This is a genomic window from Anaerosalibacter massiliensis (assembly GCF_024623155.1).
GTDB lineage: Bacteria > Bacillota > Clostridia > Tissierellales > Sporanaerobacteraceae > Anaerosalibacter > Anaerosalibacter massiliensis.
In genome coordinates this window covers 25504-50214 of sequence record NZ_JANJZL010000008.1, presented here as the reverse complement: position 1 = coordinate 50214, position 24711 = coordinate 25504, and the positions used below count along the sequence as shown (strand labels likewise).

Sequence of the window (24711 nt, the reverse complement as noted above, 5' to 3'; positions counted from 1 at the left end):
ATTACTCTTCTAGTAGTTCTACCTCTTCTACCTTCTTTACCTTTAGTAAAGGCATAGATTGAAGAGCTGATAGAGATTTTCCTACCTCATAAACATTTTCATTAGCTGCATCTACTTTAATCCTAGAATAAGTTTTAGATTTAACTATAGGTTTATCTCCATCCATTCCTCCATCTAGTTCCAATTTTAATTTGGAAGATTCCTTTAGTTCTGTAACTGCCATATTATCACCTCCTTCTACTTCTTATATAGAAATAAGGTGACAATCTTACTATTATTAAATATTTTTATTTATTATTTTTTTCATTTTTTCTACTGCTTTTGTTTTTGTATTTACTACTGTCCTATAAGATATATCTAATTCTTTACTAATGTCTACCATATTCATTCCTTTAATATAGTAATTTATAAAAATCTCCCTTTGTCTCTTACTAAGACTTGATAAACCTCTATATAAACTTTCTCGTTCCTGATTATTTATAGCAATTTCTAAAGGTCCGAATCCATCGTCTTTTATATAGTCTATAAATTCTTCACCATCATCTATTGTTTCATTTAAAGATAAAAGACTTTTCTCTTTATGCTTATCTAAATAATGATATTTGAGTTGTAATTTCACATATCCTAAAAACTTTGTTTCCTTTGAATTATCATAATTTTTAATACAACTGAGTATTATTTCATACCCTTCTTGTATAAAATCATCATATTGAGAGTAGTCATTGTAATACCTTTTTATAGAGCTTAAGATTAAAGGTTTCAATTTAAATAATAATTTTTCTTTAGAACTTCTATCTCCCTTCTTACCTAGAGTTACAAGACTTTCTATTTCTCTATACAAACATATCCTCCTAGTGGAAGACCGGCCTTCTAATATTGCTAGCAACTCTATATTACTCTTAAAAAAGGAAATAAAAAAAAGTAGAGTAAGCCATTCTACTTACTCTACTTTTACAATTTTTATATTACTTTATATATAAATACCGTACTTTAAATAAGTCTTTTACAAAAACTTATAGACTTTAAAAAACTCCTTATACTTCAAGACCTTCTTTTCTAAGTACTTCTGCCTTATCAGTTTTTTCCCACGTTAAGTCTAGGTCACATCTTCCAAAATGACCATAGCTTGCTAATTGTTTATATATAGGCTTTCTTAAATCTAATTTATCAATAATAGCTGCAGGTCTTAAATCAAAATGCTTTCTTACTAATTCTTCAATCTTTTCATCTTTAATTTTCCCAGTTCCAAAAGTTTCAACATATATAGATAATGGTCTAGCTACTCCTATAGCATAAGCAAGTCCTACTTCACATTTGTCAGCAAGTCCGGCTGCTACTATATTCTTTGCTACATATCTAGCTGCATAAGCTGCAGATCTATCTACTTTTGTTGAATCTTTTCCTGAAAAAGCTCCTCCACCATGTCTTCCATATCCACCATAAGTATCTACAATTATTTTTCTACCAGTAAGTCCAGCATCCCCCATTGGTCCACCTATTACAAATCTTCCAGTCGGATTTACGTAGTATTTAGTATTATCATCTATCATATCTTTTGGAACTATTTTCTTTATTACCTCTTCAATAATATCTTTTCTTATAGTATCTAAATCTACATCACTACTATGTTGAGTAGAAACAACTATATTTTCAATCCTTACAGGCTTATTGTCTTCATATTCAATGGTTACCTGAGTTTTCCCATCTGGTCTTAGATAGGGAAGTATACCATCTTTTCTAACTTTCGAAAGTCTTATAGATAGTTTATGAGCTAAGGCTATAGGCATAGGCATAAGTTCTTCTGTTTCATTACAAGCAAAACCAAACATCATGCCTTGATCTCCAGCACCTATTTCATCATATTTGTCTTCGCCATTTTCCTTATGTTCTAATGCTTTATCCACTCCCATTGCTATATCCGATGATTGTTCATTTATAGATGTTAGTACCGCACAAGTATCAGCATCAAAACCAAATTTTGCTCTTGTATATCCTATTTCTTTTATAGTTTTCCTAACAACTTTAGGTATATCCACATAACAATTTGTAGTAATTTCCCCTGAAACTAATACTAGTCCAGTAGTAACAGAAGTTTCACAGGCTACTCTAGCATTAGGATCTTCTGCCAAAATAGCATCTAATATGGCATCAGAAATTTGATCACAAACTTTATCTGGATGACCTTCTGTTACTGACTCTGATGTAAATAACCACTTTTTCATAAGAGTACCTCCTTAAATTTAGCATAATAGCTTAATTTATTCTAAAAAATAAATAAGCCCTTCCCAAAGGAAAAGGCAGACAAACTGTCACCTCATCTTTCAGAATTTAATTCTGTGGGATTTAGCACCGTCGTAAGCTTTTATACTTAGTTACAGGTTGCCGGGTTTCATAGGGCCCATTCCCTCCACCACTCTTGATAAGGTATCAAGATTTTGTATTCATTTATTTAATTGTATCACACTAAAAATTTTTAGTCAATTGACTAAAAAACTGATATAACCTTATAACTTAGACTAAATACTATAATTCCTGAAGTAATTACTCCTCCTATAATAGCAGCTAAAGCTTTATTAAAATCTATTTTAAGTAATGTTGCAGCTATACATCCAGTCCAAGCTCCTGTAGTTGGAATTGGTATAGCAACTAATATAAAAAGTCCTAATAAACTATATTTCTGTATTTTTTCTCTACTTCTTTTAAGAGTTCTTTTCTTAACCCATTTTATTAATTCAGAAAAAAGAGCAGTTTTTTCTAAATAATTCATTATTGGTCCTAAAAGTTTCAATAGGAAAGGTATAGGAATTATATTACCTATAATACTTAAAATAAAACTTTCTAATGGTGTAAAACCCAAGGAGATACCTAATGGAATAGCCCCCCTAAGTTCTACAAGAGGCATGGCAGCAACTAATATTACAGTTATTTCATCCTTTATCGTTTCTAATATATCCAACATATAATCCCCCTCACTACTACTAGTTTAATATATTCTACCCATTATAATAAATTCCTTTACAAAAAACAAAATAGTTTGAAATAGTTAGATATAATTAAATTTGACGAGATATCAATAGATATATAGCTATATTTTAACTTTTAGCTGTTTTTTATGCATTGCATTATAATCTAAAATCTCCTATAATAAAATAGTCGTCGGAATTACGGGGTGTGGCGCAGTTTGGTAGCGCACGTGGTTTGGGACCATGGGGCCGGGGGTTCGAATCCCTCCACCCCGACCATTTGTAAAAAAGAAGGATTGAAAATTCAATCCTTCTTTTTTTATACCCTATTTTATTTTTTATTATATACTATTTTATATATTATCAATAACCGGTTCAATTTATTTTAGCTTATACTTTCTTTTAACCTTGTACCAGCTCCAGCAAATACAAATAAAAATTCGCTCCAAAAAAAGTTTTGATGAAATAGTATCCTACCAAAAAATAAAATGCTAAATATTTTCAAACTCACTTGGCTGAAACAGTGAAAAATTTTTAACGCATTTTATTTTTGAGTCGGATTATTTCATAGCAAAACTTTTTTTAGTCGCTCATTTTTTATTTCTATTTGCTTAAAGATTGTATTATTTGAAAAAATACAGCTAAAAGTTTCAAAGTTAGAGTTTTTGGTTTAAAGAATTAGCGTAATTAAGAATTTTAGGTTATTGGATTTAACTGACTAAAAAGACTTTGATTAGAAAATAGAGACGAATTTTTTCATAAAACCTGTGAAATTGATTTTCAATCAATTTAGCAAAAACCCATTATTTACGTTAGAATTTTATGAAAAATTAAGTCCTATTTTCTTCAAAGCTTTTTCGGAAGGAAAGCCAATAACCCAAAATCCGTGGCTTGGCATAAACTAAAAAAGCATACAAATTTAGAAAAATAAATAGTGAAATATATGGACTACAATAGTATAATATATTTTGATATGTTTTTACTTACTTTCTATAAGAAAGGTTGATATAATGAAAAAAATTTTGGGACCTATGAGAAAAGCTATAGAAGATTTTAATTTGATAGATGATGGTGATAAAATCGGAGTTGGTGTATCTGGAGGAAAAGATAGTATGCTTCTTTTATATGCATTGAAACTTTATCAAAGATTTAGTCCAGAGAAATTTGAATTGGAAGCTTTTACAGTTGATTTAGGTTTTGAAGGCTTTGAAACAAAGGCCATTGAAAGCTATTGTGAAAGTATAGGAGTACCTTTCAATTTGAAAAAAACTAATATTAAAAATATAGTATTTGATACAAGAAAAGAAAAAAATCCCTGCTCTCTATGCGCAAATATGCGGAGAGGAGCTATTCACAACTCTTTAAAAGATAGAGGATTTAATAAACTAGCATTAGGCCATCATGGTGATGATGCTATAGATACGTTTTTCTTAAGTTTATTATATGAAGGAAGAATAAATACTCTTCCTCCTTTAACCTATTTAGATAGAAAAAAAATATATATTATACGTCCACTATTATATGTATCAGAACAGGATATAAAAAATTCTATAGAAAAAAATAATATTCCTATAGTAAACAATCCTTGTCCAGCTGACAAAAAAACCAAAAGAGAAGATATGAACAAATTAGTACATAAAATCTATAAAGAGGTTCCTGATGCTAGAAATAGGATACTTACAGCTCTAAATAATGAAAAAGGGCTTAGACTTTGGTTTAGCTAAAAAAGTAGTGGAAACCCCACTACTTTTTTTACAATATATTAATATATTTATTATATCTTAACTACATTTTTATTTTTAAAATCATCATAGAGAATCTTAGCTATTCCTATCCCATCTTCTTCACTATCAGACATTTTTTTAGCCATCTCTTCATCAAACATATCTTCAAATATTTTAGTAGCTGTACTTTTTTCTATAAGTCCATTGTCTGGAATAGTCTTTCTCATTTCTTTCAGCATCATATGAATAAAAACGGCCTCAAACTCCTTGCATACATCCATTAGCTCTTTATCCTTTTTATCTTCACTAGCATTTTGAATTCTCTTTTGAAGAATATCCTCATCTGTAGTCTTTTGCATTATAAAACTATTGGGAAATATCTCCATATCTTCACCCCGTTATTTCTCTAATTATCTTTTAAGATTTCCAATCAATTGAAGCATTTCATCGGAAGTTTGTATAGTTTTAGAATTTATCTCATAAGCCCTTTGAGCAGTAATCATTTTTACCATTTCATCTACTACTGCAACATTTGAAGACTCTAAATAACCCTGAGCTATTTTACTTTCCATTTCATTTGCACCTATAGGGATTTCTCCACCAGAAGCTTCTGTAGCCCTATAAAGGTTTGAACCTTCACTTAAAAGTCCTTCTGGATTCATAAACCTAACTAATTTTAATCTTCCTAAATTTACTGTCCTATCTGCCTCATCCTTTGCAGTTATATTTCCTCTTTCATCAATAGTTATATCTCCCAATCCACTCCTAATAACTATATCATTATTTGCATCATTTAAAACTCTATAACCTTCTGTAGTTACTAATGTTCCTTGATTTCTATCTATACTTAATTTAAAACTTCCATCTCTTGTATACCTTATATCTCCATTAGGAAGTTCTACTGCAAAAAAACCTTCCCCATTTATGGCTACATCATAATCACTTTGTGTTTCAATGAAACTACCATTTTTAAAATTTCTCTTAGTTGCTGTAGGCATGACACCATGACCTACTTCTAAATTCACTGGTCTACCTTCATCATCTACTATATTGTTTCTTCTCATACTTGTATAAAAAAGATCTTTAAATTCTGCTCTTTGAGCTTTGTATCCAGTAGTATTTACATTAGAAAGATTATTTGAAATAGTATCTATATTTAACTGTTGTGCTCTCATTCCTGTAGCAGCAGTCCACATTGAACGCATATTATTCTTCCTCCCCTATACTCTACCTATTTCATTTGCTGATTTGTCCATCATTTCATCTTGTACTCTTATAGCTTTTTGACATGATTCAAAATTTCTTAAAAGAGATATCATCTCCACCATCTCTTTTATAGAATCTACATTTGAATTTTCTAAAAATCCTTGTAACAATTCTCCATTAAAAGGTATTTCTTCAGCATCTACATCTTCTGCCATCCTATATAAGTTGTCCCCTATTTTTCTTAAAAATTCTTTATTGTTCAAATCTACAATATCTAAACTACCTACCATATTTCCATCTACTAATACTCGTCCATCTTTTGTAATCTTTACATCATCTCCATTGATAATTATGGGCCCACCACTTCCCATAACTCTATGCCCATCTGATGTAATTAGCTCTCCTATATTATTTACAGTAAAGGAGCCATCTCTAGTATAGTAAGTTTCTCCATCTTCACCTTGAACTTTAAAGAATCCACTCCCTTTTAATGCTAAATCAAAAACTCCTCCAGTATCAAGAAACTCTCCTTGTGTAAAATCTGTTACAACTTTTTTTACTTTCACTCCTGGACTCATAGTTCCTATAACTTTTGCATTTGGATGGAATACAATACCTTCAAGTAATCCTTCAATATTTCCTCCACCTCTAATGGGATTACGATTTTGATCTAGTATGTAGTTTTCTCCGTTTGTCCTGTATTCATCCTGCTCATTTTTATAGAAAGTTTTTAAATAGCCTTCATCATCAACTATAAATCTAATATCTTTCACATAGCTTATACCATTAGGAGTTCTAACCATGAAATAGCCTTCATCTGTATGTGCTCTATGGATATTCCCATTAGTTTCATAACCTATTTCATTTTCCATTCTAGGTTTAAAATCTGGTCTATCATTTATTTTAGAAAGCAAAACTTCTGGGAAAGACTCTGTTAAGACCACATCTTTCTTAAATCCTGTTGTGTTTAAATTTGAAAGGTTATTTGATATTGCCTCTAATCTTCTTTGATTTGCCATCATAGCAGTAGCACTAATATATAATCCCCTATTCATTGCATCACATCCTTGACATAATACTCATAGGTATATATCGTCAATTTTAAAGTATACTTTAGAACTATCTTTCAACTATAGAATCAGAATCTAATAAACTATTTTCTAAGACATCTACCCAATCTAGAGCTTTGCCTGTCCCTGTAGCTACACAAGCAATTGGATCCTCTGCTATATTTACTCTAATACCAGTTCTTTCTGATATTAATTTATCTAATCCATATAAAAGTGCCCCTCCACCTGTCATCACTATTCCAGAATTTGCAATATCTGCTGCTAATTCTGGTGGCGTTCTTTCAAGTACTGTATGCACCGTATCTACAATGCTTGAAATTGGTTCTTCCATTGCTTCAAACATTTCTTGTGAAGAAATATTTATAGTCTTTGGAAGTCCAGTTACTAAATTTCTTCCTCTTATCTCCATATAAACTTCTTTTTCTCTTTTATAAGCTGTTCCTATGTTTATTTTTAATGCTTCAGAACTTCTTTCTCCAATTATTACATTATGTTTTTTTCTAATATATCTAGTTATTGCTTCATCGCAATCATCTCCTGCAGTTTTTATAGAACGGCTAACTACTATTCCCCCTAGAGAAATAACAGCTACATCAGTAGTTCCTCCTCCAATATCTACAACCATATTTCCATTAGGTTGGGTTATATCTATACCTGCACCAATTGCTGCAGCAATTGGTTCTTCTATCAAATAAGTTTTCCTTGCACCAGCTTGAGTACTAGCTTCAAGAACTGCTCTTTTTTCAACTTCTGTAACCCCACTTGGAACACATACTATGGTTCTAGGTTTAAAAAATGTTTTTCCTGAAGCCTTCTGTATAAAATATTTCAACATTCTTTCAGTTACACCATAATCAGATATTACTCCCTCTTTTAAAGGCCTCATTGCAACTATATTACCTGGAGTACGTCCTAGCATCTTTCTTGCCTCTTCTCCTACAGCTAAAAACTTGTTTGTATTGTAATCAATTGCTACTACTGAAGGTTCATTTAGTACAACTCCCTTATCTTTAGCATAAACTAAAATACTCGCAGTTCCTAAATCTATTCCCAAATCTGTTCTAAAAGCAGCCATTTTTGTTCCTCCTTTATTCTAATCATATATAAATCATATGTTATTTTCATTTTTAGTCATCATATTATAATTCTATACTCATTTTAAAATTCCTTCAACTTTTTAAATATAAGTATCAATAAAGGAGAAAATATATACAAATAGCTTAAAAGGTCCCAATGGGACCTACCCAATGGGACCTATTTAATCGCTAGCCGCTTTGTATTTCATCTTTGTAGCTTTGCCACCTCTAATATGTCTTTCTGCCTTGTTTTGCTCTAGTACTTTTTTTACCATACTTGCTACAAGAGGGTTTATCTTAGGGAGACGTTCTGTCACATCTTTATGTACTGTACTTTTACTCACCCCGAATACACTGGCTGCTTGTCTAACGGTTGCCTTTTCACTTATTATATACTTTGCAATCTCTAAAGCCCTTTCTTCTATATAGTCTTTCACATATTTAACCCCCTTTGAACTTTATTTTAGGATTGGGTCTTTTTAAATATCTATGCACACTAAATCTCTAATAGAACCTTTATTCACACCTTATGAACTTTAGTTGATACCTGGTAGATATTTTTTAGGATCTACTTTTTTTCCATTGAATATTGTTTCAAAATGTAAATGAGGCTCATCAGCCATCTCTAATCCTTTAGGTTTTCCTACTCCACTTATAGGAGTTCCTTTTTTGACACTCTGCCCTTTTTTGACCATATCTTTTGTAGATAAATTTGCATATCTACTCTCTAATCCTTTTCCATGATCAATTGTTATAACTATTCCCCATAACTCATCTTCATATACTTCTTTTACAACACCGTCAAGACAAGCCTTTACTGCTGTTCCCTCATTGGCCTTAATATCTATTCCTTCATGACTAGTCCACTCTTCTAAAGTCTTCGAATAAGCTAAATTATCGGTACTAAAATCTAATCCTATTTCTCCTTCTACTGGCATATAGAAAGTTTGGATTACATTGTTTTCTTGCTCTTCCTTTGGCTTTTCTTTAGGTTCCTCTTTAGGCTCTTCTTTTGTTTCTTCTTTAGGTTCTTCTTTTTCCTCTTCTTGTTTTTGTTTTTCCTCATGCCTTTTCTTTTCTTGTTGTTTTAAACTTTCCAATGATGGCTCTTCTACACCATGCTTATCTTCGTCTGTTAATATTAAAAAATCTTCCTCTTCTACAGGATCATTTTCACTTTTCATCCTATCTAAATTTTTCTTTGAGGCCCATACAGCTGCTGTTCCTACTATACAGACGCAAACAAATAAAATAATATAAAAGCTATCCTTATGAGTTAATTTATCGAATTTTTTTTTCATACATACACCTCCGTCTCAACTTCTAATACTATTATTGCCAAAATAAAATATTTAATACACAATTAAACATTTTCATTTGAATAAAAAATTCGATAAAAGTAGAGGACTATTTCTTTGATTTCTTTTAATATAGTGTAAGGCCTCGAAGTTTAAAATAATAGACTTAGAACTTTCTTTCAATATAATGCCAGTTTCCGCAAATAGAAATAAAAAAAGAACCATTCTTTTATTTCAGAATGATTCTTTCTTAATCTTCTTTAATCTTTTTTATATTTTCTTACATCCACACCAGTATAATAGTGCTTCAATATATCTTTATATTTTTTCCCTTTTTTAGCCATACCATTGGCTCCCCATTGGCTCATACCTACTCCATGACCATAGCCAATAGTTTCTATATCAATCATATTTGACTTTGGATTATATATTATTTTAAAATTAGTTGAATTTAAATTGAAAATTTCTCTAATTTCACTACCATTAACTACTTGACCATCTATCATTATCTTCTTTACTCTACCACTTTCTGATCTCTCTACTAATTTAATCTTTTCAGGAAAATTATCCTTTTTAATATTTACACTAGGATATTTTGTCTTCATTTTTTTTATAAAGTCATCTGCAGTAAAAGTGGCTACATCTTTAAATTTTGGCGCTCCTTCCTCATAGGGACTTGATACTGATTTTAAATAAGGGCTTTCACTAGCAAAAACATCTTTTGCATCTTCTGTCATACCACCACTAGTTGAATGATAGAGAGGTTCTACAATTTCATCTTCATAATATACTACCTCTCCAGCAGTACTTTCTACAGCCTCTTCAATTTTAGACCAGTATTTATTAATCCACTTTTTAGAATGAACTTCCTCCAACTCTTTTATAGAAAGAAAAGCTTGACAGTGAACTCCAGTACAAAGGGGAGCTTGAGAATGGTCAGGATGTCCCTCATCAAACTTGTTCATTTTATGAAGGGCATAGGTCCTGCTAGCTACTGCTTGAGCCTTTAGTGCTTCCGTATGAAACTCTCCTGGCATTTCAGCTGCTACCACTCCTTTTACATAATCCTCAAGAGAAAGCTTTATAACTTCTTGAGTTCTAGTATCATATACCTTTATGTATCCATCAAACTCCTCTTTCTTTGCCTTCTTCTCATCTTTTTTAATTTCTTTTATTTTTATTTTGTTTTCAAGAGAAATAAACTTAGAAGTTTTTACAAGTACAGTTGGAAGAACAATAGTTATTATCAATATAAATCCTATATATATCCATAGTTTTTTCATCTTCTCCCCCTCTTTTATCCAATGTTTAGTCATACTAATCTAATTACATTGTATGCAGTGGGAAAAGATAGTATGTTAATTATTCTGTTCTATAAATTTTAGCTCCTAATTTAGTTAATTTCTTTTCTATACCATCATAACCTCTGTCTATATGGTACACATGGTCAATAGTAGTTTGTCCCTCAGCTATAAGACCAGCTAGAATAAGTGCTGCTCCTGCTCTCAAATCTGTAGCTTTAACTGGAGCACCTGTTAATGAATCTACACCTTGAATTATAGAACTTCTACCATCGATCTTAATATCTGCACCCATTCTCTTAAGTTCATCTACATGCATAAATCTATTTTCAAATACGGTCTCAATTACAACACTAGTCCCCTTACTTACACTCATAAGACTCATAAATTGAGCTTGCATATCTGTAGGAAATCCTGGATAAGGTAAAGTTTTCACATCTACAGCATTACGGCTGTCTACGCCTATAACTCTTAACTTATCTCCATTTTCCCATATTTCACATCCAGTTTCTCTAAGTTTTGCAATAACTGGTTTAATATGGCTTGTAATAACATTTTCAATTATTATATCTCCACCAGTAATAGCACTGGCTACCATATAAGTACCTGCTTCAATCCTATCAGGAATTACTGAGTGAATAGCTCCTCCTAATCTTTCTACTCCATTAATTCTAATACTGCTAGTTCCAGCTCCTTTGATATCTGCACCTAATTTACTTAAGAAATTAGCTAAGTCAACTATCTCTGGTTCCATAGCAGCATTGTCAATTATTGTTTCACCCTCTGCTAAAACAGCTGCCATCATTATATTTTCTGTTGCACCTACACTAGGAAAATCAAGATATATTCTATCTCCTATTAATTTATCTGCATAGGCTTCTATATTGCCATGATCTACATCTGTCTCTGCTCCTAAGGCTTTAAATCCTTTTAAATGCAAATCTATAGGTCTAGTGCCTATAGCACAGCCACCAGGGAGAGAAGTCTTAGCTTTTCCTAAGCGGGTTAAAAGAGGTCCCATAACCAAAAAAGAAGCCCGCATTTTGCTCATTAACTCATAGGGAGTCTCATGTTTATTTAAATTTGCAGAATTTATCTTTATTTTCCCATTTTCATATCTTTCTACTTCTGATCCTAAAGATGCTAACACCTCACATATAACATCTACATCCCTTAAACTTGGTACATCTTCTAAAACAATATCTTCTGTGCCTAATAGAGAAGCCGCAAGAATTGGCAAAGCTGAATTTTTTGCTCCGCTAACCCTAACCGTTCCTTTTAATGGAGGGCTCTTCTCTACCACAATTTTACTCAAATAAATCCCCTCCTAGTCCTTTAATAACTAATTGTAATAATTGGTGTGCCAATCCACACACAAGTCTTATCTTCATATTCATTATACCTTATTGCTAAATTATAATTCATCTTTTTATTACCTGAGTATATATAATTTTTAAATATTGGAGTATAAGCTGTAATACTTACTAAATTTTCCTCATCATAATTGTCTACTATAACACCATTTACCCTTTTAATTGCTTTTATAATCTTTTTATTTATATCACTCCTATCCAATTTTCCTTTAAATCCTCCTACAATGCAAGTGGTAATTTCTGCTTGTATTCCATATTGAGCAAATATATCTTGCGTATTCTCCATTATATCATTAATTTGACCATTTTTCTCCCTTTTAACTAAATTTACAAAAATAGTAGTTTCACCCTCATCCTTATTCTTAAGTCTATAAGACGATATAGTTATATCTATTAGGTCCTCTGTACTATTTTTAGCATTATACTGTATAAATCCTTCTTTTTCTATAATTTCACCTGTAATATCTTCTAATATACCTAGTTTTTCTCCTAATTCCTCTCCTAAAAGGACTATTTCTTCTTTGGAAATAAATTCATCCTTATATTTTCCACTGCAATGAATATCCAATTCTATAAAATCTGCCCCCATATTCTCAATAGAATCCATCAATATATTTTCTTGATAATTATAACCTTGTAAATTATCTTGACTGAAACTAAAATTTGTTAAAACTAAAGATATTATAATTCCTAAAAAAGTAATATTTCTAAACCATTTCATATTTATAACCTCCATATATAAATTGGAGGAAAAGGTATATATGTAAAAATGTAAAGGGGGACAAAACATTTTTACACTAAAAAAGCACCCTTTCCTCATGGTATGAGTATTGCCATGACAGGGTACTTTTTATACATTACTACTCAATATTTTTTGTGCTATCTATATTTTTCATTTTCGCTACATCAAGCCTATTTAATGCCCTTCTTAAGGCTAATTCTGCTCTTTTTGTATCTATTCCACTAGGCTTTTCTTTAAGCCTTTTCTCAGCTCTTTTCTTAGCTTCTTCAGCCCTTTTTATATCTATTTCCTCAGGCCATTCTGCAGAATCTGATATAATTGTTGTTTTTTCTTTTGAAACTTTAATATATCCACTGCAAAGAGCTGCTACTTTTTCTTTTCCATCTATTATTATTCTGACCTTACCTATTTTCAATGGTGTAACTAATGGGGCTCTGTTTTTAAGTACTGCTAAGTCTCCATCAACTCCCCTTACTATAACTGATTCTACTTCACCAGAAAAAAACATTCTATCAGGAGTTACAATTTCAAGAGGAAAATTAGTCATATTAACCCTCCATCTCCTTAGCTTTTTCTATTACTTCATCAATAGTTCCTACCATGAAGAAAGCTCGCTCTGGTATATCATCATGCTTTCCTTCCAGTATTTCTTTAAATCCTCTTACAGTTTCCTTAATAGGTACATATTTTCCTTCCATTCCTGTAAATTGTTCAGCTACATAGAATGGTTGAGATAAGAATCTTTGAATTTTTCTTGCACGAGAAACTATAAGTTTATCTTCATCAGAAAGTTCATCTATACCTAATATAGCTATAATATCTTGAAGGTCCTTATATCTTTGAAGAACCTCCTGCACTCCACGAGCTACTTCATAATGCTCCTCTCCAACTACCGAAGGATCCAATATTCTAGAAGTAGAATCCAATGGGTCTACTGCTGGATAAATACCTAATTCAGCAATTTGACGAGAAAGTACTGTTGTAGCATCTAAGTGAGCAAAAGCCGTTGCTGGTGCTGGGTCAGTTAAATCGTCAGCTGGTACATATATAGCTTGAACTGATGTTATAGAGCCTTTCTTAGTAGAAGTAATTCTTTCTTGCAGTTGTCCCATCTCTGTTGCAAGAGTTGGTTGATAACCTACTGCACTAGGCATTCTGCCTAAAAGTGCTGAAACTTCTGAACCTGCTTGAGTAAATCTAAAAATATTATCTATAAACAACAAAACATCTTGCCCTTCTTGATCTCTAAAATATTCTGCCATAGTAAGTCCAGTAAGTCCAACTCTCATTCTAGCTCCTGGCGGCTCATTCATTTGTCCAAATACTAAAGCTGTCTTATCTATTACTCCAGATTCAGCCATTTCATAATAAAGGTCATTTCCTTCTCTAGTTCTCTCTCCTACTCCTGTAAATACAGAAAGTCCACCATGTTTCGTTGCAATATTGTTAATTAACTCCTGTATAAGGACAGTTTTTCCTACTCCTGCTCCACCAAATAACCCTATTTTACCACCTCTTGAATAAGGTGCAATAAGATCTACTACTTTAATTCCAGTTTCAAATATTTCTTTTGCTGTCTCTTGTTCTTCAAAAGATGGAGCTGGTTTATGAATTGGAGAAAAGTTCTTAGCATCTATTCCTCCCTTTTCATCTATAGGTTCTCCTAATACATTAAATAATCTACCTAATGTTTCACTTCCTACGGGTATCTCTATAGGTTTCCCTGTATCTACTGCCTCCATTCCTCTTTTAAGTCCATCAGTAGATCCCATAGCGATACATCTTATAGTATCATCGCCGATATGTTGGGCTACTTCAACTATAAGTCTCTCTCCATCATTATCTATTTCTATAGCATTTAAAAGATTAGGAAGATTTTCTTCACTAAATCTTATATCTACTACAGGCCCAATTACTTGAACTATTTTTCCTATATTCTTAGCCATATCTACACTCCTTCCTGCTATTTCAGAGCTTCTGCTCCTGCTACAATTTCAGATATTTCACTGGTTATTGCAGCTTGACGAGCTCTATTGTAGCTAAGAGTTAATTCATCTATCATTTCTTCTGCATTTTCTGTTGCAGATTTCATAGCAGTCATTCTAGAACCTTGTTCACTACAAGAAGACTCTATTAAAGCACCATAAACAGTACTTTCAATATATTTAGGTATTAGATAGTCAAGTACCTCTTCTGCAGAAGGTTCATAATCTATAACAGAAGTTTTTTCTTTTTTATCTTCATTTACATCTTTATTAGGTAAAAGTTTAATTGCTTTAGTATCTTGAGAAAGAGTGGTAATAAATTCTGTATAAGCAAGTACTACCTCATCCACTCCTTTATTTTCATAATGTTCCATAGCTAATTTCCCAATTTTCACAGCATCACTAAACTTTGGTTCTTCTGTTATATTTATAAATTCACCTATTACATTATATCCTCTATTATTAAAATAATCTTTTCCCTTACTTCCTATTACTATTAAATCCACTTTATCTTTTTTGTCTTTTATTTTATTTTCTACAAGTCTTATAATATTAGAATTGTATCCTCCTGCTAAACCGCCATCAGCAGTAATAACAATATATAAAGATCTTTTAACTTCTCTATGCTCTAGAAAAGGATGTCTGATATTTCCTGTACTAGAAAGCACCTCTTGAATACTTTCCAGTACAGTATTAAAATAAGGTCTTGTTTTTTCTAACTTTTCCCTTGCCCTTCTAAGTTTTGCAGAAGATACTAATTCCATAGCCTTAGTTATTTGCTTAGTATTACTAATTCCTCTAATACGTCTTTTTATATCTCTTGTTGATTCAGCCAAATATTTCACCCCCTAATAGGGAATTATTGAAAACTCTTTTTAAATTCTACTATAACTTCTTTTAATTTCTCTTCTGTCTCTTCCGTTAAATCATTTGTTTTTCTTATATCCTCAGTTATATTAGGATAATTATTATTTACAAAATTTATGAATTCTTTTTCAAATTGACTTATTTTTTCTACAGGTATATCAGATAAATACTTATTCATAATAGCATATAAAATAAGTACTTGATCCTCTACATTCATAGGACTATATTGAGGCTGTTTAAGAATCTCCATGATTCTTTCACCTTGATCAAGCCTTTCCTTTGTATCCTTATCAAGATCTGAACCAAATTGAGCAAAAGCTGCTAATTCTCTATATTGAGCTAATTCAAGCTTCAATTGTCCTGCAACTTTTTTCATAGCTTTTATCTGAGCAGCCCCTCCAACCCTAGATACAGAAAGTCCTGTATTTATAGCTGGTCTTTGTCCTGAGAAGAAAAGATCTGTCTCTAGAAATATCTGTCCATCTGTAATTGAAATAACATTTGTTGGTATATAAGCAGAAATATCCCCTGCTAATGTTTCTATAATAGGTAATGCAGTTATAGAACCACCACCATATTTTTCATCTAATTTTGCAGACCTTTCAAGAAGTCTTGAATGTAGATAAAATACATCTCCTGGAAAAGCTTCCCTTCCTGGTGGTCTACGAAGTAGTAATGACATTGCTCTGTAGGCAATAGCATGTTTAGAAAGATCATCATATATTATAAGTACATCCTTACCTTGATCCATGAATTCTTCTCCTATACTAACACCTGAATATGGTGCTATATATTGAAGCGGTGCTAACTCACTAGCTGTAGCAGATACTACAATACTATAATCCATGGCTCCATGTCTTTCTAATACATCTACTATTTGAGCTACTGTACTTCTTTTTTGACCTATAGCTACATATATACATATTACATCTTCACCTTTTTGATTTAACATAGTATCTATAGCTACAGCAGTTTTCCCAGTTTGTCTATCTCCTATTATAAGTTCCCTTTGTCCTCTACCTATAGGGAACATAGAATCTATAGATTTAATACCTGTTTGCAATGGTTCAGATACACTTTTTCTTGTTATAACACCTGGAGCAATTCTTTCAATAGGTCTAAATTTTGTAGCGTTTATAGGTCCTTTTCCATCAATAGGTTGACCTAATGCATTTACTACCCTACCTATCATTACATCTCCTACAGGAACCTCCATTATTCTACCTGTCCTTTTAACTGTATCTCCTTCTTTAATATCCTTATCTGAACCTAAAAGCACACATCCTACATTGTCTTCCTCTAAGTTCAAAGCCATACCATATACTTCACCTGGAAACTCAATTAACTCCCCAGCCATACATCCTTCAAGACCATGAATTCTTGCAATACCATCTCCTACTTGAATTACAGTACCTACATCTACCATATCAAGTTTTTTATCATATCTTTTAATCTGTTCCTTTATTACTGAACTTATTTCTTCTGGTCTTAGATCCATCGGACTATCACCTCTATTTCCTTATACTTTCATACTTTTTAAGTTCTTCTGAATAGACTCTAGCTGTCCTTTCACAGTTCCATCTATTATTTTATTTTGAATTTTAAGCATTACTCCACCAACAACTTTATTATCTACTATATTTTTTAGTACTATATTTTTTCCTAATTTATTTGAAAGTATGGTCTTAAGTTTATCTTCAGCTTTTCTATTCATTGGAACAGCAGTTATTGCCGTTACCTCCAATATGTTTTTCTCTTCATTGTATAATTGATGGTAGTAACTATCTATTTCATTAATATATCTTTCTCTTCTTTTATCAATAACAATATATAAGAAATTCAACATTTCTTGAGAAATACTTTCTTTAAATAGTTTATTTACTAAATCTTTTTTCTCATCCTTAGTAATCTTAGGATGACTTAAAACCACACCAAGTTCAGGATCATTTTCAAGAACTCTTCCTATAAAACTTACTTCTTTCTCAAATTCTTCAACTTTATCCAACTCTAACCCAGTTTCAAAAAGAGCCAATGCATAGCGTTTCCCAACTAATTTTGCCATTTATCCATCCCTACCTCATCTATAAACTTGTCAATTAAGTCATTTTGTAGGTTTGTGTCTAGTTCTTCATCAATAACCTTTGAAGCTATAAGAATTGCCATATCTCCTGCTTGAACCTTTATTTCATCTAATGCTTTTTCTTTTTCTCTTTCTATTTCTTTTCTGGCTCTTTCAATAATTCCATCAGCTTCTACTTTTGCCTCTTTTATTATATCCTCTTTTATTTCCTCTCCACGTTTTCGTGCAGATTCTATTATTTCCTGCCCTTCAGCTTTAGCTTCATTTATACTAATTTCATATTGAGTTTTAAGCTCTAATGCTTCTCCCTTTAAAGATTTTGCATCATCTATATCATTTTGAATCTTATTTTGTCTTTCATTCATATATTTTGAAACAGGTTCATGCAAAAAATGCTTTAATATAAAAAATAGTATCACTGTGGCTATAAGTTGTAATATCATTGAAGATAGCTTAGGTATTACATTTACAACAAATTCCATAAACTGAACCTCCCTTTTATCGGGTATATTCTAAGAGATGGGAATCCCCATCTCCAATTACAAGTTTAAATAAGCAGTTAGTAATGGTCTTACAAATAAAAGGATTATAGCAATAACTAATCCATAAATACCAGTTGTCTCTGCAACTGCTTGACCTAAAAGCATAGTTCTAACTATATCATCTTGAGCTTCTGGTTGCCTTCCTACTGCCTCAGCACCTCTACCTGCTGCATGACCTTGACCAATCCCAGGTCCAATACCTGCTATCATAGCAAGACCTGCTCCTATTGCTGAACATCCTAATATAAAAGCTTCACTAGTTATTCCTTCTAACATATTGTTTCCTCCTCCCAAAATTTTAAAAATTTTCTAAAACAATTTAATCCATTGCTCCACCTATAAAAATCATAGTAAGCATGGAAAAAATAAAGGTTTGTAACACACCTGAAAATACATCAAAGTATGCATGTAAAATTGGTGTAAAAATTGGAGCCAAATAGCCTAATGCACTATATAAAAGCCCCATTATAATAACTCCACTTAAAATATTTCCAAATAAACGAAATGATAGGGATATTGGATTTGCCAACTCCCCAAGTATATTTAATGGGGTAAGAAATGCCATAGGCTCAGTAAAGTTTTTAAAATATCCTAAAAATCCTGAAGTTTTAAAGCTATAATACTGAGTCAAAAAGAAAGTCATTAGAGCTAATGTGAAAGTCACGCTATAATCAGACGTTGGAGGAGTAAATCCTACAAGTCCAAATAAATTAGCTATTAAAAGAAACATAACTAATGTTAAAATATATGGTGCAAAGAAAATTTTATCTGGTCCCATAGTACTTTTCACTAATCCATCTACTTTTTCTACTAATACTTCTACTACATTTAAAAATGCTGAGGGCTTCTCATCTGTGCTTGCCTTTTTTATTTTATTATTTACTATTAAGGCAAATATTGTTAAGATTATTAAAACTATCCAAGAATTTACTACAGTATCAGGTATAAATATTTCTTTTCCAAATAGATTTGTCTCTATATTTATTTCCAAGTTCCTCCCTCCTTCCTCAGTTTTATTTTTTATTAAGCTTCCTTCTATTTCTTACCTTTATAGTATCATAAACTGCACTGGAAAGTATAACTATCTTTATCATAAAAAGCCCTAAAGCTGTAGTAACAAAACTTAAGTAGTCCGCTAATGCTGCCACAGACAAAACTACAAAATAGATAAGATATCTAATAAAATAATTCCTTACTGAATAACCATATGCACTCTTAGAGTCCATTTGAACTGCCTTGTTTATAGTAGAACCCATTAATATGAAATTCAATATACCTATACTAGAACCAAAAAACATTCCTAAAGCATATGTTTTTCCATTTTTCATAACTATCAATAGTATGCCTATAACTACTAAACTAAGAGCTATTGTCCTTTTTATTATCTTTATTATCTCTTTGTCCCGAAGCATTTAATTCACTTCCTTTTTTTAGTATTCCTTGTTCCAAGTTTAAATAAATTCATGAATCCAGACAAAGCTCCAAGTATAATGAATATAATAGTAAAAACCATTTCAGTGCCTAATTTTTTATCTAAAATATTTCCTAAAAAAACACCTACAAGTATAGGTGTTATAATTGAAAGACCTACTTGAGTTATTAATGCAATACTTTCTCCAATTTTACTTTTCTTATTATATTTCAATAGAAACACTCCAGATTTCTTTATATATAATCACAACCCTGATATTTTTTATACAAAGTTTATATAAAAATCTTATGAAATACTATATATTATATATAAAATATATAATATATATCGATAATTTTCAAACTATTCTACAGGATTTTTATATAATATATATTTATATTTCTATAAAATGTGTATCGTTTTTGTATATGTACCATCAACATTACAACACATGTATCATAATGGCACATTATATTTCTTTAGTTTTCTATAAAGTGTACTTCTAGAAATTCCTAACATCTCGGCTGTCTTCTTTTTATTTCCATTATTCTTGTCTAAAAGTTCTAATATATGCTTTATTTCCATATCTTCTAAAGATTTTTCGTCTATTTCATCCTTCTCTGCAGATACTACTATTTCAGTTTTTTCCACTATTTTTTCAGGTAAATGTTTAGGAAGTATTTCTCCTTCAAAACACAGATTTACAGCTCTAAATATTGCATTTTCAAGTTCCCTTACATTCCCTGGCCAATCATAATTTATAAATATATCTAAAACATCTTTACTTATAGTAATCCCATTTTTATTTAATTTAGTTGCTGCCTTTTCTAAAAAATGATTTGTAAGCTCTATTATATCTTCTTTTCTATGTCTTAAAGGTGGAATTTCCATACAAAGCATATTTAATCTATAAAATAAATCTTCTCTAAAATTATTCTTCCTGACCTCTTCTTCTAAATTCCTATTGGTAGCTGCAATAATCCTTATATCTATTTCCATAGGCTCATATCCTCCCACCCTAGTGAAAGTGCCACTTTGAAGAACTCTTAAAAGTTTTGCCTGAATGTCTATAGGCATTTCTCCAATTTCATCTAAAAAAATAGTACCTCCATCAGCTAATTCAAACTTTCCTAATTTACCACCTTTTTTTGCTCCTGTAAAAGCACCTTCAGCATATCCAAATAGTTCAGACTCTACTAGTTCACTTGGAATCGTAGAACAATCTAATATTACAAAAGGATCTCCGACCCTTGAAGAATTATTGTGAATAGCATGAGCAAACAATTCCTTACCTGTACCACTTTCTCCTTGTATAAGGACTGTTATATCAGTATCTGCACTAGCTTTTGCAACATCAATAATTTTGGCTATTTTATTACTCTTATGAACAATATCTCCAAAATCAAAAGTTGCTCTATATCCAGATATATTGTCTATGAATTTAGTTGCTGTATTTATTTCTTTTATCTTATCTAAAGCTCCTATTACTTTTTTGTTTTCATCTAAAATAGGCAAGATAGTCTTTAGAAGCCTTCTTTTCTTCCCTTCCTTAGTCTTTACAAATATCTCCTTATTAAACACTGGTATACCAGTTTTAAGTACTTGAACCACCTTTAATTTTGTAAGATAAAAATCCTGAAGAGGCTTATTAGTTATTTCATCTTTAGGAACTTCTATAAACTCTAATGCCTTTTCGTTAAAATACCTTACGCGTCCATTATTATCAAATACTAAAACTGCATCAGGAACAGTCTCTGCTATCTTAAAATTAAAATACTTTAATTTATTGGCTTCAGAAAGAAGGAATACATTATTGTATTTTTCTTCAACTAACTTAAAAACTAGATCTGCCATAGATTCTTCTATATCTTTATACAATTTTTTATCTAAATATATAATTACCCTATAGTCTTTTAAATCATATTCTTTTTTTAAAAAATTTTCTATGTTTTTTCCTTCTTCTAAAACAAGACTTCTATCAGAATTATAGATCTTTATTCCTAAACCTTCAATATCCAACTCTTCTCTAATTTCTTTAATCCAACTTTTCTCAACCATTTTCTAACCCCCAAGTAGCTTATGCAGTTTAGCTTCTACCTTATATTTTATAATAATGGATATTTTTTTCAATATCTAATATGGTTAAGAATTTATCAATCGATAGTTAATCATATATCAATATCTGACTAAAAAGGCGACTCTAAAGAGTCGCCTTTTACATTATTCTATAAGAAGAAAAGTCCTAACGCTATTATAATTCCTGCCCAAAGCAAGTCAATTATACAGAATCCCATAATATCTCTAGCTCCAAGACCTGCTATACCCAATGCTGGTAATGCCCAGAATGGTTGAATCATATTGGTCCAAGCATCTCCCCAAGCAATTGACATTGCAGTTTTTGCTGCTGGTACACCTAAAGCCTTTCCAGCTGGCATCATAATAGGAGCTTGTACTGCCCATTGTCCACCACCAGATGGAACAAAGAAATTTACTATTCCTGCACTTAAGAATGAGAATAGTGGAAATGTTTTAACTGTTGAAATACTTACAAACCATTCGGAAATAAGGGATGCAAGACTAGCACCTTCAGGGTTTGCTCCAATCATCATACCCATTATTCCTGAATAGAATGGGAACTGAAGTATTATTCCTGCTGCTCCTGTTACTGCCTCTCCTACAGCCTTTATAAATCTTCTTGGTGTTTTATGGAATATCATTCCTAAGATTAAAAATATAAAATTAAGTATATCTAAGTTTAAGTCAAAACCATGTGTAGAGAAATAGTAAACTATATATACAAGTCCAAATATTCCTGTTATTATAGAAATTATTCTACTATTTTCAATTCTATCAGCTGGAGTATCATTTTTAGATAATTCTGCTTCTGCAGCTTCTTCATCTGCACTATTTTCTAATAAATTCACATCTACAGTTACAGTTTCACCCTTTTCTGGATGCATAGCTCTATTTATAAGGGGTAAAGTTAATATAATTGCAAAAGAAATCACTAAATTAAATGGTGCAAATATAGTTTGAGTAGTAGGTATTATTCCTGTTACAGCACCTGCAGTCATTCCTTTTAAATCTGCTGTACTAGTTGCCAATGTAAGTGGTATAGAAGCAGAAATTCCTCCATGCCAAACTAGGAATCCTGAATAAGCACTAGCAATTAAAAGTCTATAGTCTACATCTCTTACTTGTTTAACTAATTCCATAGCATAAAGAGCTCCTATAACAAGTCCAAAACCCCAGTTAATCCAACAAGCTAATGCTGAAACAAATGATACTGCAAATATAGCTTGAGTAGGAGTCTTTGGTATACTAGCCATCTTTCTAAGACCTTTTTTAACTGGTGGAGAACTTGCTAATGTATGTCCTGTAACCAGTACTAATGCCATCTGCATTGAAAAACCCAATAAGTCCCAAAAACTGTTTCCCCAATGAACTAACATGTCTAATGGACTTTGCCCAGTAAATATTATACCTAGAATAAATGTAAGTATTGTAAGAAATATAGCAAAAATAAATGCATCAGGTAAATAATTCTGTACTAAGCTTACGCAACCATTAGTAAACTTCTTAAACATAATCCATCCTCCTTTGTTTATATTTTAAGATAGTTATATTTATGTCAATCTATTCCTTAAAATATCTTTTTTTTCGACTTTTTCCTCTGTTAAAAGAATAATTTTGGCAGCATCTAATGTTAGCCACTAAATGCTGCCAACTTTATATTTTAAGATATACTTATGCTTCCATTTCTTTTAAATCATCAGAAATTATTAGTTCTGCTTCTGTAGCTTTTTGTACTTCTTCTACTGTATATTCTGGGTTTATTTCAGTTAAAACTAATCCTTTATCAGTTACTTCTATAACTCCCATTTCAGTTATTATTAGATCTACTTCTCCTGCTGCTGTTAGAGGTAGATTACATTCTTTTAATATTTTTGGATTGCCTTTAACTGTATGTTCCATAGCTACAATAACCTTCTTAGCTCCAACTACTAAGTCCATAGCTCCACCCATTCCTGGAACCATTTTGCCAGGAATCATCCAGTTTGCAAGGTTTCCTTTTCCGTCTACTTGTAGTGCACCTAGAACTGTCATGTCGACATGTCCGCCACGAATTATAGCAAAGGATGTAGCACTATCAAAGAATACTCCACCTTCTTTTATAGTTACCGGCATGCCACCAGCATTAACTATATCCTTATCTTCTTTTCCTTCTTCTGGTGCTGGTCCTAAACCAACAAATCCATTTTCTGATTGGAAAGTAACGTCCATACCTTCTGGTACATAGCTAGCAACCATTGTTGGAAGTCCAATACCTAAGTTAACTACATCACCATCATGTAATTCTTTAGCAACCCTTTTAGCTATAAAAGCTTTTCTTTCTTTCTTATCCATTATTTGTCACCTCCAACTATGTAATCAACAAAGATTCCTGGAGTTACAACTTCATTTTGATCTATTTCTCCAACTTCTACTAGATTTTCAGCTTCAACTATTACTAAATCAGCAGCTGATGCCATTACAGTGTTGAAAGTTCTAGTTGATCCTCTATAAACAATATTACCTTTTTTATCAACTTTATGGCCAAGTAATAAAGCAACGTCAGCTTTTAATGGTTTTTCTAATAAATAAGTTACACCATCTACTTCTACTTTTTCTTTTCCTTCTTCTATTACAGTACCAACTCCTGTTGGAGTTAAAAATCCACCAAGACCTGCTCCTGCTGATCTTATTCTTTCTGCTAGTGTTCCTTGAGGAATAAGATGTACTTCCATTTCACCAGCATTCATTTGATTTCCTGTTTCCTTATTTGTTCCAATATGGCTTGCATATAAAGTCTTAACTTGTTTATTAACTACTAGTTTACCAACTCCTGAATCTACGAATCCTGTATCATTACTTATTATAGTTAAGTCTTTAACTCCCTTTTCAACTAGTGCATCTACTAATTTATGAGGAGTTCCACAGCTTAAGAAACCACCAATCATAACAGACATACCTTCTTCTATATGACTAATAGCTTCTTCTATAGTCACTACTTTATCCATGATGAGCACCTCC

General features: G+C 31.6%; 28 protein-coding genes, 1 tRNA gene and 1 riboswitch. Of the genes, 2 read left to right on the top strand and 27 right to left on the bottom strand.

Annotated elements, in window-relative coordinates:
* Position 1: 1 nt before the first annotated feature.
* The 4 genes from NSA23_RS11440 to NSA23_RS11425 all read right to left on the bottom strand — a co-directional run bounded on the left by NSA23_RS11440 (position 2) and on the right by NSA23_RS11425 (position 2959).
* On the bottom strand, positions 2 to 223 hold the full coding sequence (locus NSA23_RS11440) for a DUF1659 domain-containing protein (RefSeq protein WP_042678724.1): 222 nt from the start codon (positions 221 to 223) through the stop codon (positions 2 to 4).
* A 54-nt stretch (positions 224 to 277) separates the two neighbouring features.
* A complete protein-coding gene (locus NSA23_RS11435; RefSeq protein ID WP_042678725.1) occupies positions 278 to 841 on the bottom strand; it encodes a sigma-70 family RNA polymerase sigma factor in 564 nt (187 codons plus the stop codon).
* Between the two features lie 193 nt (positions 842 to 1034).
* Positions 1035 to 2222 (bottom strand): methionine adenosyltransferase, encoded by a 1188-nt coding sequence (metK, locus tag NSA23_RS11430; RefSeq protein ID WP_042678726.1) that lies wholly within the window; start codon positions 2220 to 2222, stop codon positions 1035 to 1037.
* An 89-nt stretch (positions 2223 to 2311) separates the two neighbouring features.
* A riboswitch (SAM riboswitch) is annotated at positions 2312 to 2426 on the bottom strand.
* 59 nt (positions 2427 to 2485) lie between these two features.
* Positions 2486 to 2959, bottom strand: coding sequence for a COG2426 family protein (locus NSA23_RS11425; protein WP_042678727.1), 474 nt, complete (start codon positions 2957 to 2959; stop codon positions 2486 to 2488).
* 206 nt (positions 2960 to 3165) lie between these two features.
* Between NSA23_RS11425 and NSA23_RS11420 the strand changes: the two genes are divergently transcribed.
* A tRNA-Pro gene (locus NSA23_RS11420) sits at positions 3166 to 3242 on the top strand.
* 731 nt (positions 3243 to 3973) lie between these two features.
* Complete coding sequence (locus NSA23_RS11415) at positions 3974 to 4687, top strand: tRNA lysidine(34) synthetase (protein WP_042678728.1); 714 nt, start codon at positions 3974 to 3976, stop codon at positions 4685 to 4687.
* Positions 4688 to 4737: 50 nt separating this feature from the next.
* Here the strand turns inward: NSA23_RS11415 and NSA23_RS11410 are convergent, their stop codons facing one another.
* From NSA23_RS11410 to NSA23_RS11300, 23 genes are all read right to left on the bottom strand, one after another.
* On the bottom strand, positions 4738 to 5073 hold the full coding sequence (locus NSA23_RS11410) for a rod-binding protein (RefSeq protein WP_257490557.1): 336 nt from the start codon (positions 5071 to 5073) through the stop codon (positions 4738 to 4740).
* A 24-nt stretch (positions 5074 to 5097) separates the two neighbouring features.
* Positions 5098 to 5892 carry a flagellar basal-body rod protein FlgG gene (flgG, locus tag NSA23_RS11405; protein WP_042678729.1) on the bottom strand — a complete coding sequence of 265 codons (795 nt, stop codon included), beginning with the start codon at positions 5890 to 5892 and terminating at the stop codon, positions 5098 to 5100.
* Positions 5893 to 5907: 15 nt separating this feature from the next.
* Positions 5908 to 6948, bottom strand: coding sequence for a flagellar hook-basal body protein (locus NSA23_RS11400; RefSeq protein ID WP_257490556.1), 1041 nt, complete (start codon positions 6946 to 6948; stop codon positions 5908 to 5910).
* Positions 6949 to 7012: 64 nt separating this feature from the next.
* Positions 7013 to 8038: a rod shape-determining protein gene (gene mreB, locus NSA23_RS11395; protein WP_042678731.1), complete on the bottom strand. Its 1026-nt coding sequence runs from the start codon at positions 8036 to 8038 to the stop codon at positions 7013 to 7015.
* A gap of 183 nt (positions 8039 to 8221) precedes the next feature.
* On the bottom strand, positions 8222 to 8476 hold the full coding sequence (spoIIID, locus tag NSA23_RS11390) for a sporulation transcriptional regulator SpoIIID (protein ID WP_042678732.1): 255 nt from the start codon (positions 8474 to 8476) through the stop codon (positions 8222 to 8224).
* A gap of 99 nt (positions 8477 to 8575) precedes the next feature.
* Positions 8576 to 9340 (bottom strand): M23 family metallopeptidase, encoded by a 765-nt coding sequence (locus NSA23_RS11385; RefSeq protein ID WP_050069683.1) that lies wholly within the window; start codon positions 9338 to 9340, stop codon positions 8576 to 8578.
* Between the two features lie 257 nt (positions 9341 to 9597).
* The gene (spoIID, locus tag NSA23_RS11380) at positions 9598 to 10620 is read right to left on the bottom strand and encodes a stage II sporulation protein D (protein ID WP_042678733.1); all 1023 of its coding nucleotides are present in this window, start codon (positions 10618 to 10620) and stop codon (positions 9598 to 9600) included.
* A 79-nt stretch (positions 10621 to 10699) separates the two neighbouring features.
* The gene (gene murA, locus NSA23_RS11375; RefSeq protein ID WP_042678734.1) at positions 10700 to 11953 is read right to left on the bottom strand and encodes a UDP-N-acetylglucosamine 1-carboxyvinyltransferase; all 1254 of its coding nucleotides are present in this window, start codon (positions 11951 to 11953) and stop codon (positions 10700 to 10702) included.
* A 20-nt stretch (positions 11954 to 11973) separates the two neighbouring features.
* Positions 11974 to 12732 carry a YwmB family TATA-box binding protein gene (locus NSA23_RS11370; protein WP_042678735.1) on the bottom strand — a complete coding sequence of 253 codons (759 nt, stop codon included), beginning with the start codon at positions 12730 to 12732 and terminating at the stop codon, positions 11974 to 11976.
* Between the two features lie 139 nt (positions 12733 to 12871).
* The gene (locus NSA23_RS11365; protein ID WP_042678736.1) at positions 12872 to 13300 is read right to left on the bottom strand and encodes a F0F1 ATP synthase subunit epsilon; all 429 of its coding nucleotides are present in this window, start codon (positions 13298 to 13300) and stop codon (positions 12872 to 12874) included.
* Between the two features lies 1 nt (position 13301).
* Positions 13302 to 14699: a F0F1 ATP synthase subunit beta gene (gene atpD, locus NSA23_RS11360; RefSeq protein ID WP_042678737.1), complete on the bottom strand. Its 1398-nt coding sequence runs from the start codon at positions 14697 to 14699 to the stop codon at positions 13302 to 13304.
* Between the two features lie 17 nt (positions 14700 to 14716).
* The gene (atpG, locus tag NSA23_RS11355) at positions 14717 to 15583 is read right to left on the bottom strand and encodes an ATP synthase F1 subunit gamma (protein WP_257490555.1); all 867 of its coding nucleotides are present in this window, start codon (positions 15581 to 15583) and stop codon (positions 14717 to 14719) included.
* 14 nt (positions 15584 to 15597) lie between these two features.
* On the bottom strand, positions 15598 to 17103 hold the full coding sequence (gene atpA, locus NSA23_RS11350; protein ID WP_042678739.1) for a F0F1 ATP synthase subunit alpha: 1506 nt from the start codon (positions 17101 to 17103) through the stop codon (positions 15598 to 15600).
* Positions 17104 to 17124: 21 nt separating this feature from the next.
* Complete coding sequence (locus NSA23_RS11345; RefSeq protein ID WP_042678740.1) at positions 17125 to 17667, bottom strand: F0F1 ATP synthase subunit delta; 543 nt, start codon at positions 17665 to 17667, stop codon at positions 17125 to 17127.
* Positions 17655 to 18167 (bottom strand): F0F1 ATP synthase subunit B, encoded by a 513-nt coding sequence (locus NSA23_RS11340; RefSeq protein WP_042678741.1) that lies wholly within the window; start codon positions 18165 to 18167, stop codon positions 17655 to 17657. The genes NSA23_RS11345 and NSA23_RS11340 overlap by 13 nt, the downstream gene beginning before the upstream one ends.
* 57 nt (positions 18168 to 18224) lie before the next feature.
* Entirely contained in the window at positions 18225 to 18503 is a 279-nt protein-coding gene (gene atpE, locus NSA23_RS11335; protein WP_042678742.1) for an ATP synthase F0 subunit C, read from the bottom strand.
* A gap of 43 nt (positions 18504 to 18546) precedes the next feature.
* Entirely contained in the window at positions 18547 to 19218 is a 672-nt protein-coding gene (atpB, locus tag NSA23_RS11330) for a F0F1 ATP synthase subunit A (RefSeq protein ID WP_042678743.1), read from the bottom strand.
* Between the two features lie 22 nt (positions 19219 to 19240).
* The gene (locus NSA23_RS11325; RefSeq protein ID WP_042678744.1) at positions 19241 to 19639 is read right to left on the bottom strand and encodes an ATP synthase subunit I; all 399 of its coding nucleotides are present in this window, start codon (positions 19637 to 19639) and stop codon (positions 19241 to 19243) included.
* 5 nt (positions 19640 to 19644) lie between these two features.
* On the bottom strand, positions 19645 to 19872 hold the full coding sequence (locus tag NSA23_RS11320; protein WP_042678745.1) for an AtpZ/AtpI family protein: 228 nt from the start codon (positions 19870 to 19872) through the stop codon (positions 19645 to 19647).
* Between the two features lie 222 nt (positions 19873 to 20094).
* Entirely contained in the window at positions 20095 to 21696 is a 1602-nt protein-coding gene (locus tag NSA23_RS11315; RefSeq protein WP_050069685.1) for a sigma-54 interaction domain-containing protein, read from the bottom strand.
* A gap of 167 nt (positions 21697 to 21863) precedes the next feature.
* On the bottom strand, positions 21864 to 23225 hold the full coding sequence (locus tag NSA23_RS11310; protein WP_042678746.1) for a short-chain fatty acid transporter: 1362 nt from the start codon (positions 23223 to 23225) through the stop codon (positions 21864 to 21866).
* 160 nt (positions 23226 to 23385) lie between these two features.
* Positions 23386 to 24045, bottom strand: a complete 660-nt coding sequence (locus tag NSA23_RS11305; protein WP_042678747.1) for a 3-oxoacid CoA-transferase subunit B — start codon at positions 24043 to 24045, stop codon at positions 23386 to 23388.
* Entirely contained in the window at positions 24045 to 24698 is a 654-nt protein-coding gene (locus tag NSA23_RS11300) for a CoA transferase subunit A (protein WP_042678748.1), read from the bottom strand. Before NSA23_RS11300 ends, NSA23_RS11305 begins: the two co-directional genes overlap by 1 nt.
* Between the last annotated feature and the right edge of the window lie 13 nt (positions 24699 to 24711).

What these genes read in the sequence shown, in the direction of transcription:
- flgG (WP_042678729.1), bottom strand. Translation starts at nt 5,892, where the DNA reads ATGCGTTCAATGTGGACTGCTGCTACAGGAATGAGAGCACAACAGTTA.
- NSA23_RS11340 (WP_042678741.1), bottom strand. Translation starts at nt 18,167, where the DNA reads ATGGAATTTGTTGTAAATGTAATACCTAAGCTATCTTCAATGATATTA.
- NSA23_RS11425 (WP_042678727.1), bottom strand. Translation starts at nt 2,959, where the DNA reads ATGTTGGATATATTAGAAACGATAAAGGATGAAATAACTGTAATATTA.
- spoIID (WP_042678733.1), bottom strand. Translation starts at nt 10,620, where the DNA reads ATGAAAAAACTATGGATATATATAGGATTTATATTGATAATAACTATT.
- NSA23_RS11400 (WP_257490556.1), bottom strand. Translation starts at nt 6,948, where the DNA reads ATGAATAGGGGATTATATATTAGTGCTACTGCTATGATGGCAAATCAA.
- NSA23_RS11310 (WP_042678746.1), bottom strand. Translation starts at nt 23,225, where the DNA reads ATGTTTAAGAAGTTTACTAATGGTTGCGTAAGCTTAGTACAGAATTAT.
- NSA23_RS11300 (WP_042678748.1), bottom strand. Translation starts at nt 24,698, where the DNA reads ATGGATAAAGTAGTGACTATAGAAGAAGCTATTAGTCATATAGAAGAA.
- NSA23_RS11315 (WP_050069685.1), bottom strand. Translation starts at nt 21,696, where the DNA reads ATGGTTGAGAAAAGTTGGATTAAAGAAATTAGAGAAGAGTTGGATATT.
- atpE (WP_042678742.1), bottom strand. Translation starts at nt 18,503, where the DNA reads ATGTTAGAAGGAATAACTAGTGAAGCTTTTATATTAGGATGTTCAGCA.
- NSA23_RS11365 (WP_042678736.1), bottom strand. Translation starts at nt 13,300, where the DNA reads ATGACTAATTTTCCTCTTGAAATTGTAACTCCTGATAGAATGTTTTTT.
- NSA23_RS11440 (WP_042678724.1), bottom strand. Translation starts at nt 223, where the DNA reads ATGGCAGTTACAGAACTAAAGGAATCTTCCAAATTAAAATTGGAACTA.
- NSA23_RS11305 (WP_042678747.1), bottom strand. Translation starts at nt 24,045, where the DNA reads ATGGATAAGAAAGAAAGAAAAGCTTTTATAGCTAAAAGGGTTGCTAAA.
- atpA (WP_042678739.1), bottom strand. Translation starts at nt 17,103, where the DNA reads ATGGATCTAAGACCAGAAGAAATAAGTTCAGTAATAAAGGAACAGATT.
- mreB (WP_042678731.1), bottom strand. Translation starts at nt 8,038, where the DNA reads ATGGCTGCTTTTAGAACAGATTTGGGAATAGATTTAGGAACTGCGAGT.
- atpD (WP_042678737.1), bottom strand. Translation starts at nt 14,699, where the DNA reads ATGGCTAAGAATATAGGAAAAATAGTTCAAGTAATTGGGCCTGTAGTA.
- NSA23_RS11345 (WP_042678740.1), bottom strand. Translation starts at nt 17,667, where the DNA reads ATGGCAAAATTAGTTGGGAAACGCTATGCATTGGCTCTTTTTGAAACT.
- NSA23_RS11410 (WP_257490557.1), bottom strand. Translation starts at nt 5,073, where the DNA reads ATGGAGATATTTCCCAATAGTTTTATAATGCAAAAGACTACAGATGAG.
- NSA23_RS11325 (WP_042678744.1), bottom strand. Translation starts at nt 19,639, where the DNA reads ATGCTTCGGGACAAAGAGATAATAAAGATAATAAAAAGGACAATAGCT.
- NSA23_RS11415 (WP_042678728.1), top strand. Translation starts at nt 3,974, where the DNA reads ATGAAAAAAATTTTGGGACCTATGAGAAAAGCTATAGAAGATTTTAAT.
- NSA23_RS11385 (WP_050069683.1), bottom strand. Translation starts at nt 9,340, where the DNA reads ATGAAAAAAAAATTCGATAAATTAACTCATAAGGATAGCTTTTATATT.
- NSA23_RS11370 (WP_042678735.1), bottom strand. Translation starts at nt 12,732, where the DNA reads ATGAAATGGTTTAGAAATATTACTTTTTTAGGAATTATAATATCTTTA.
- metK (WP_042678726.1), bottom strand. Translation starts at nt 2,222, where the DNA reads ATGAAAAAGTGGTTATTTACATCAGAGTCAGTAACAGAAGGTCATCCA.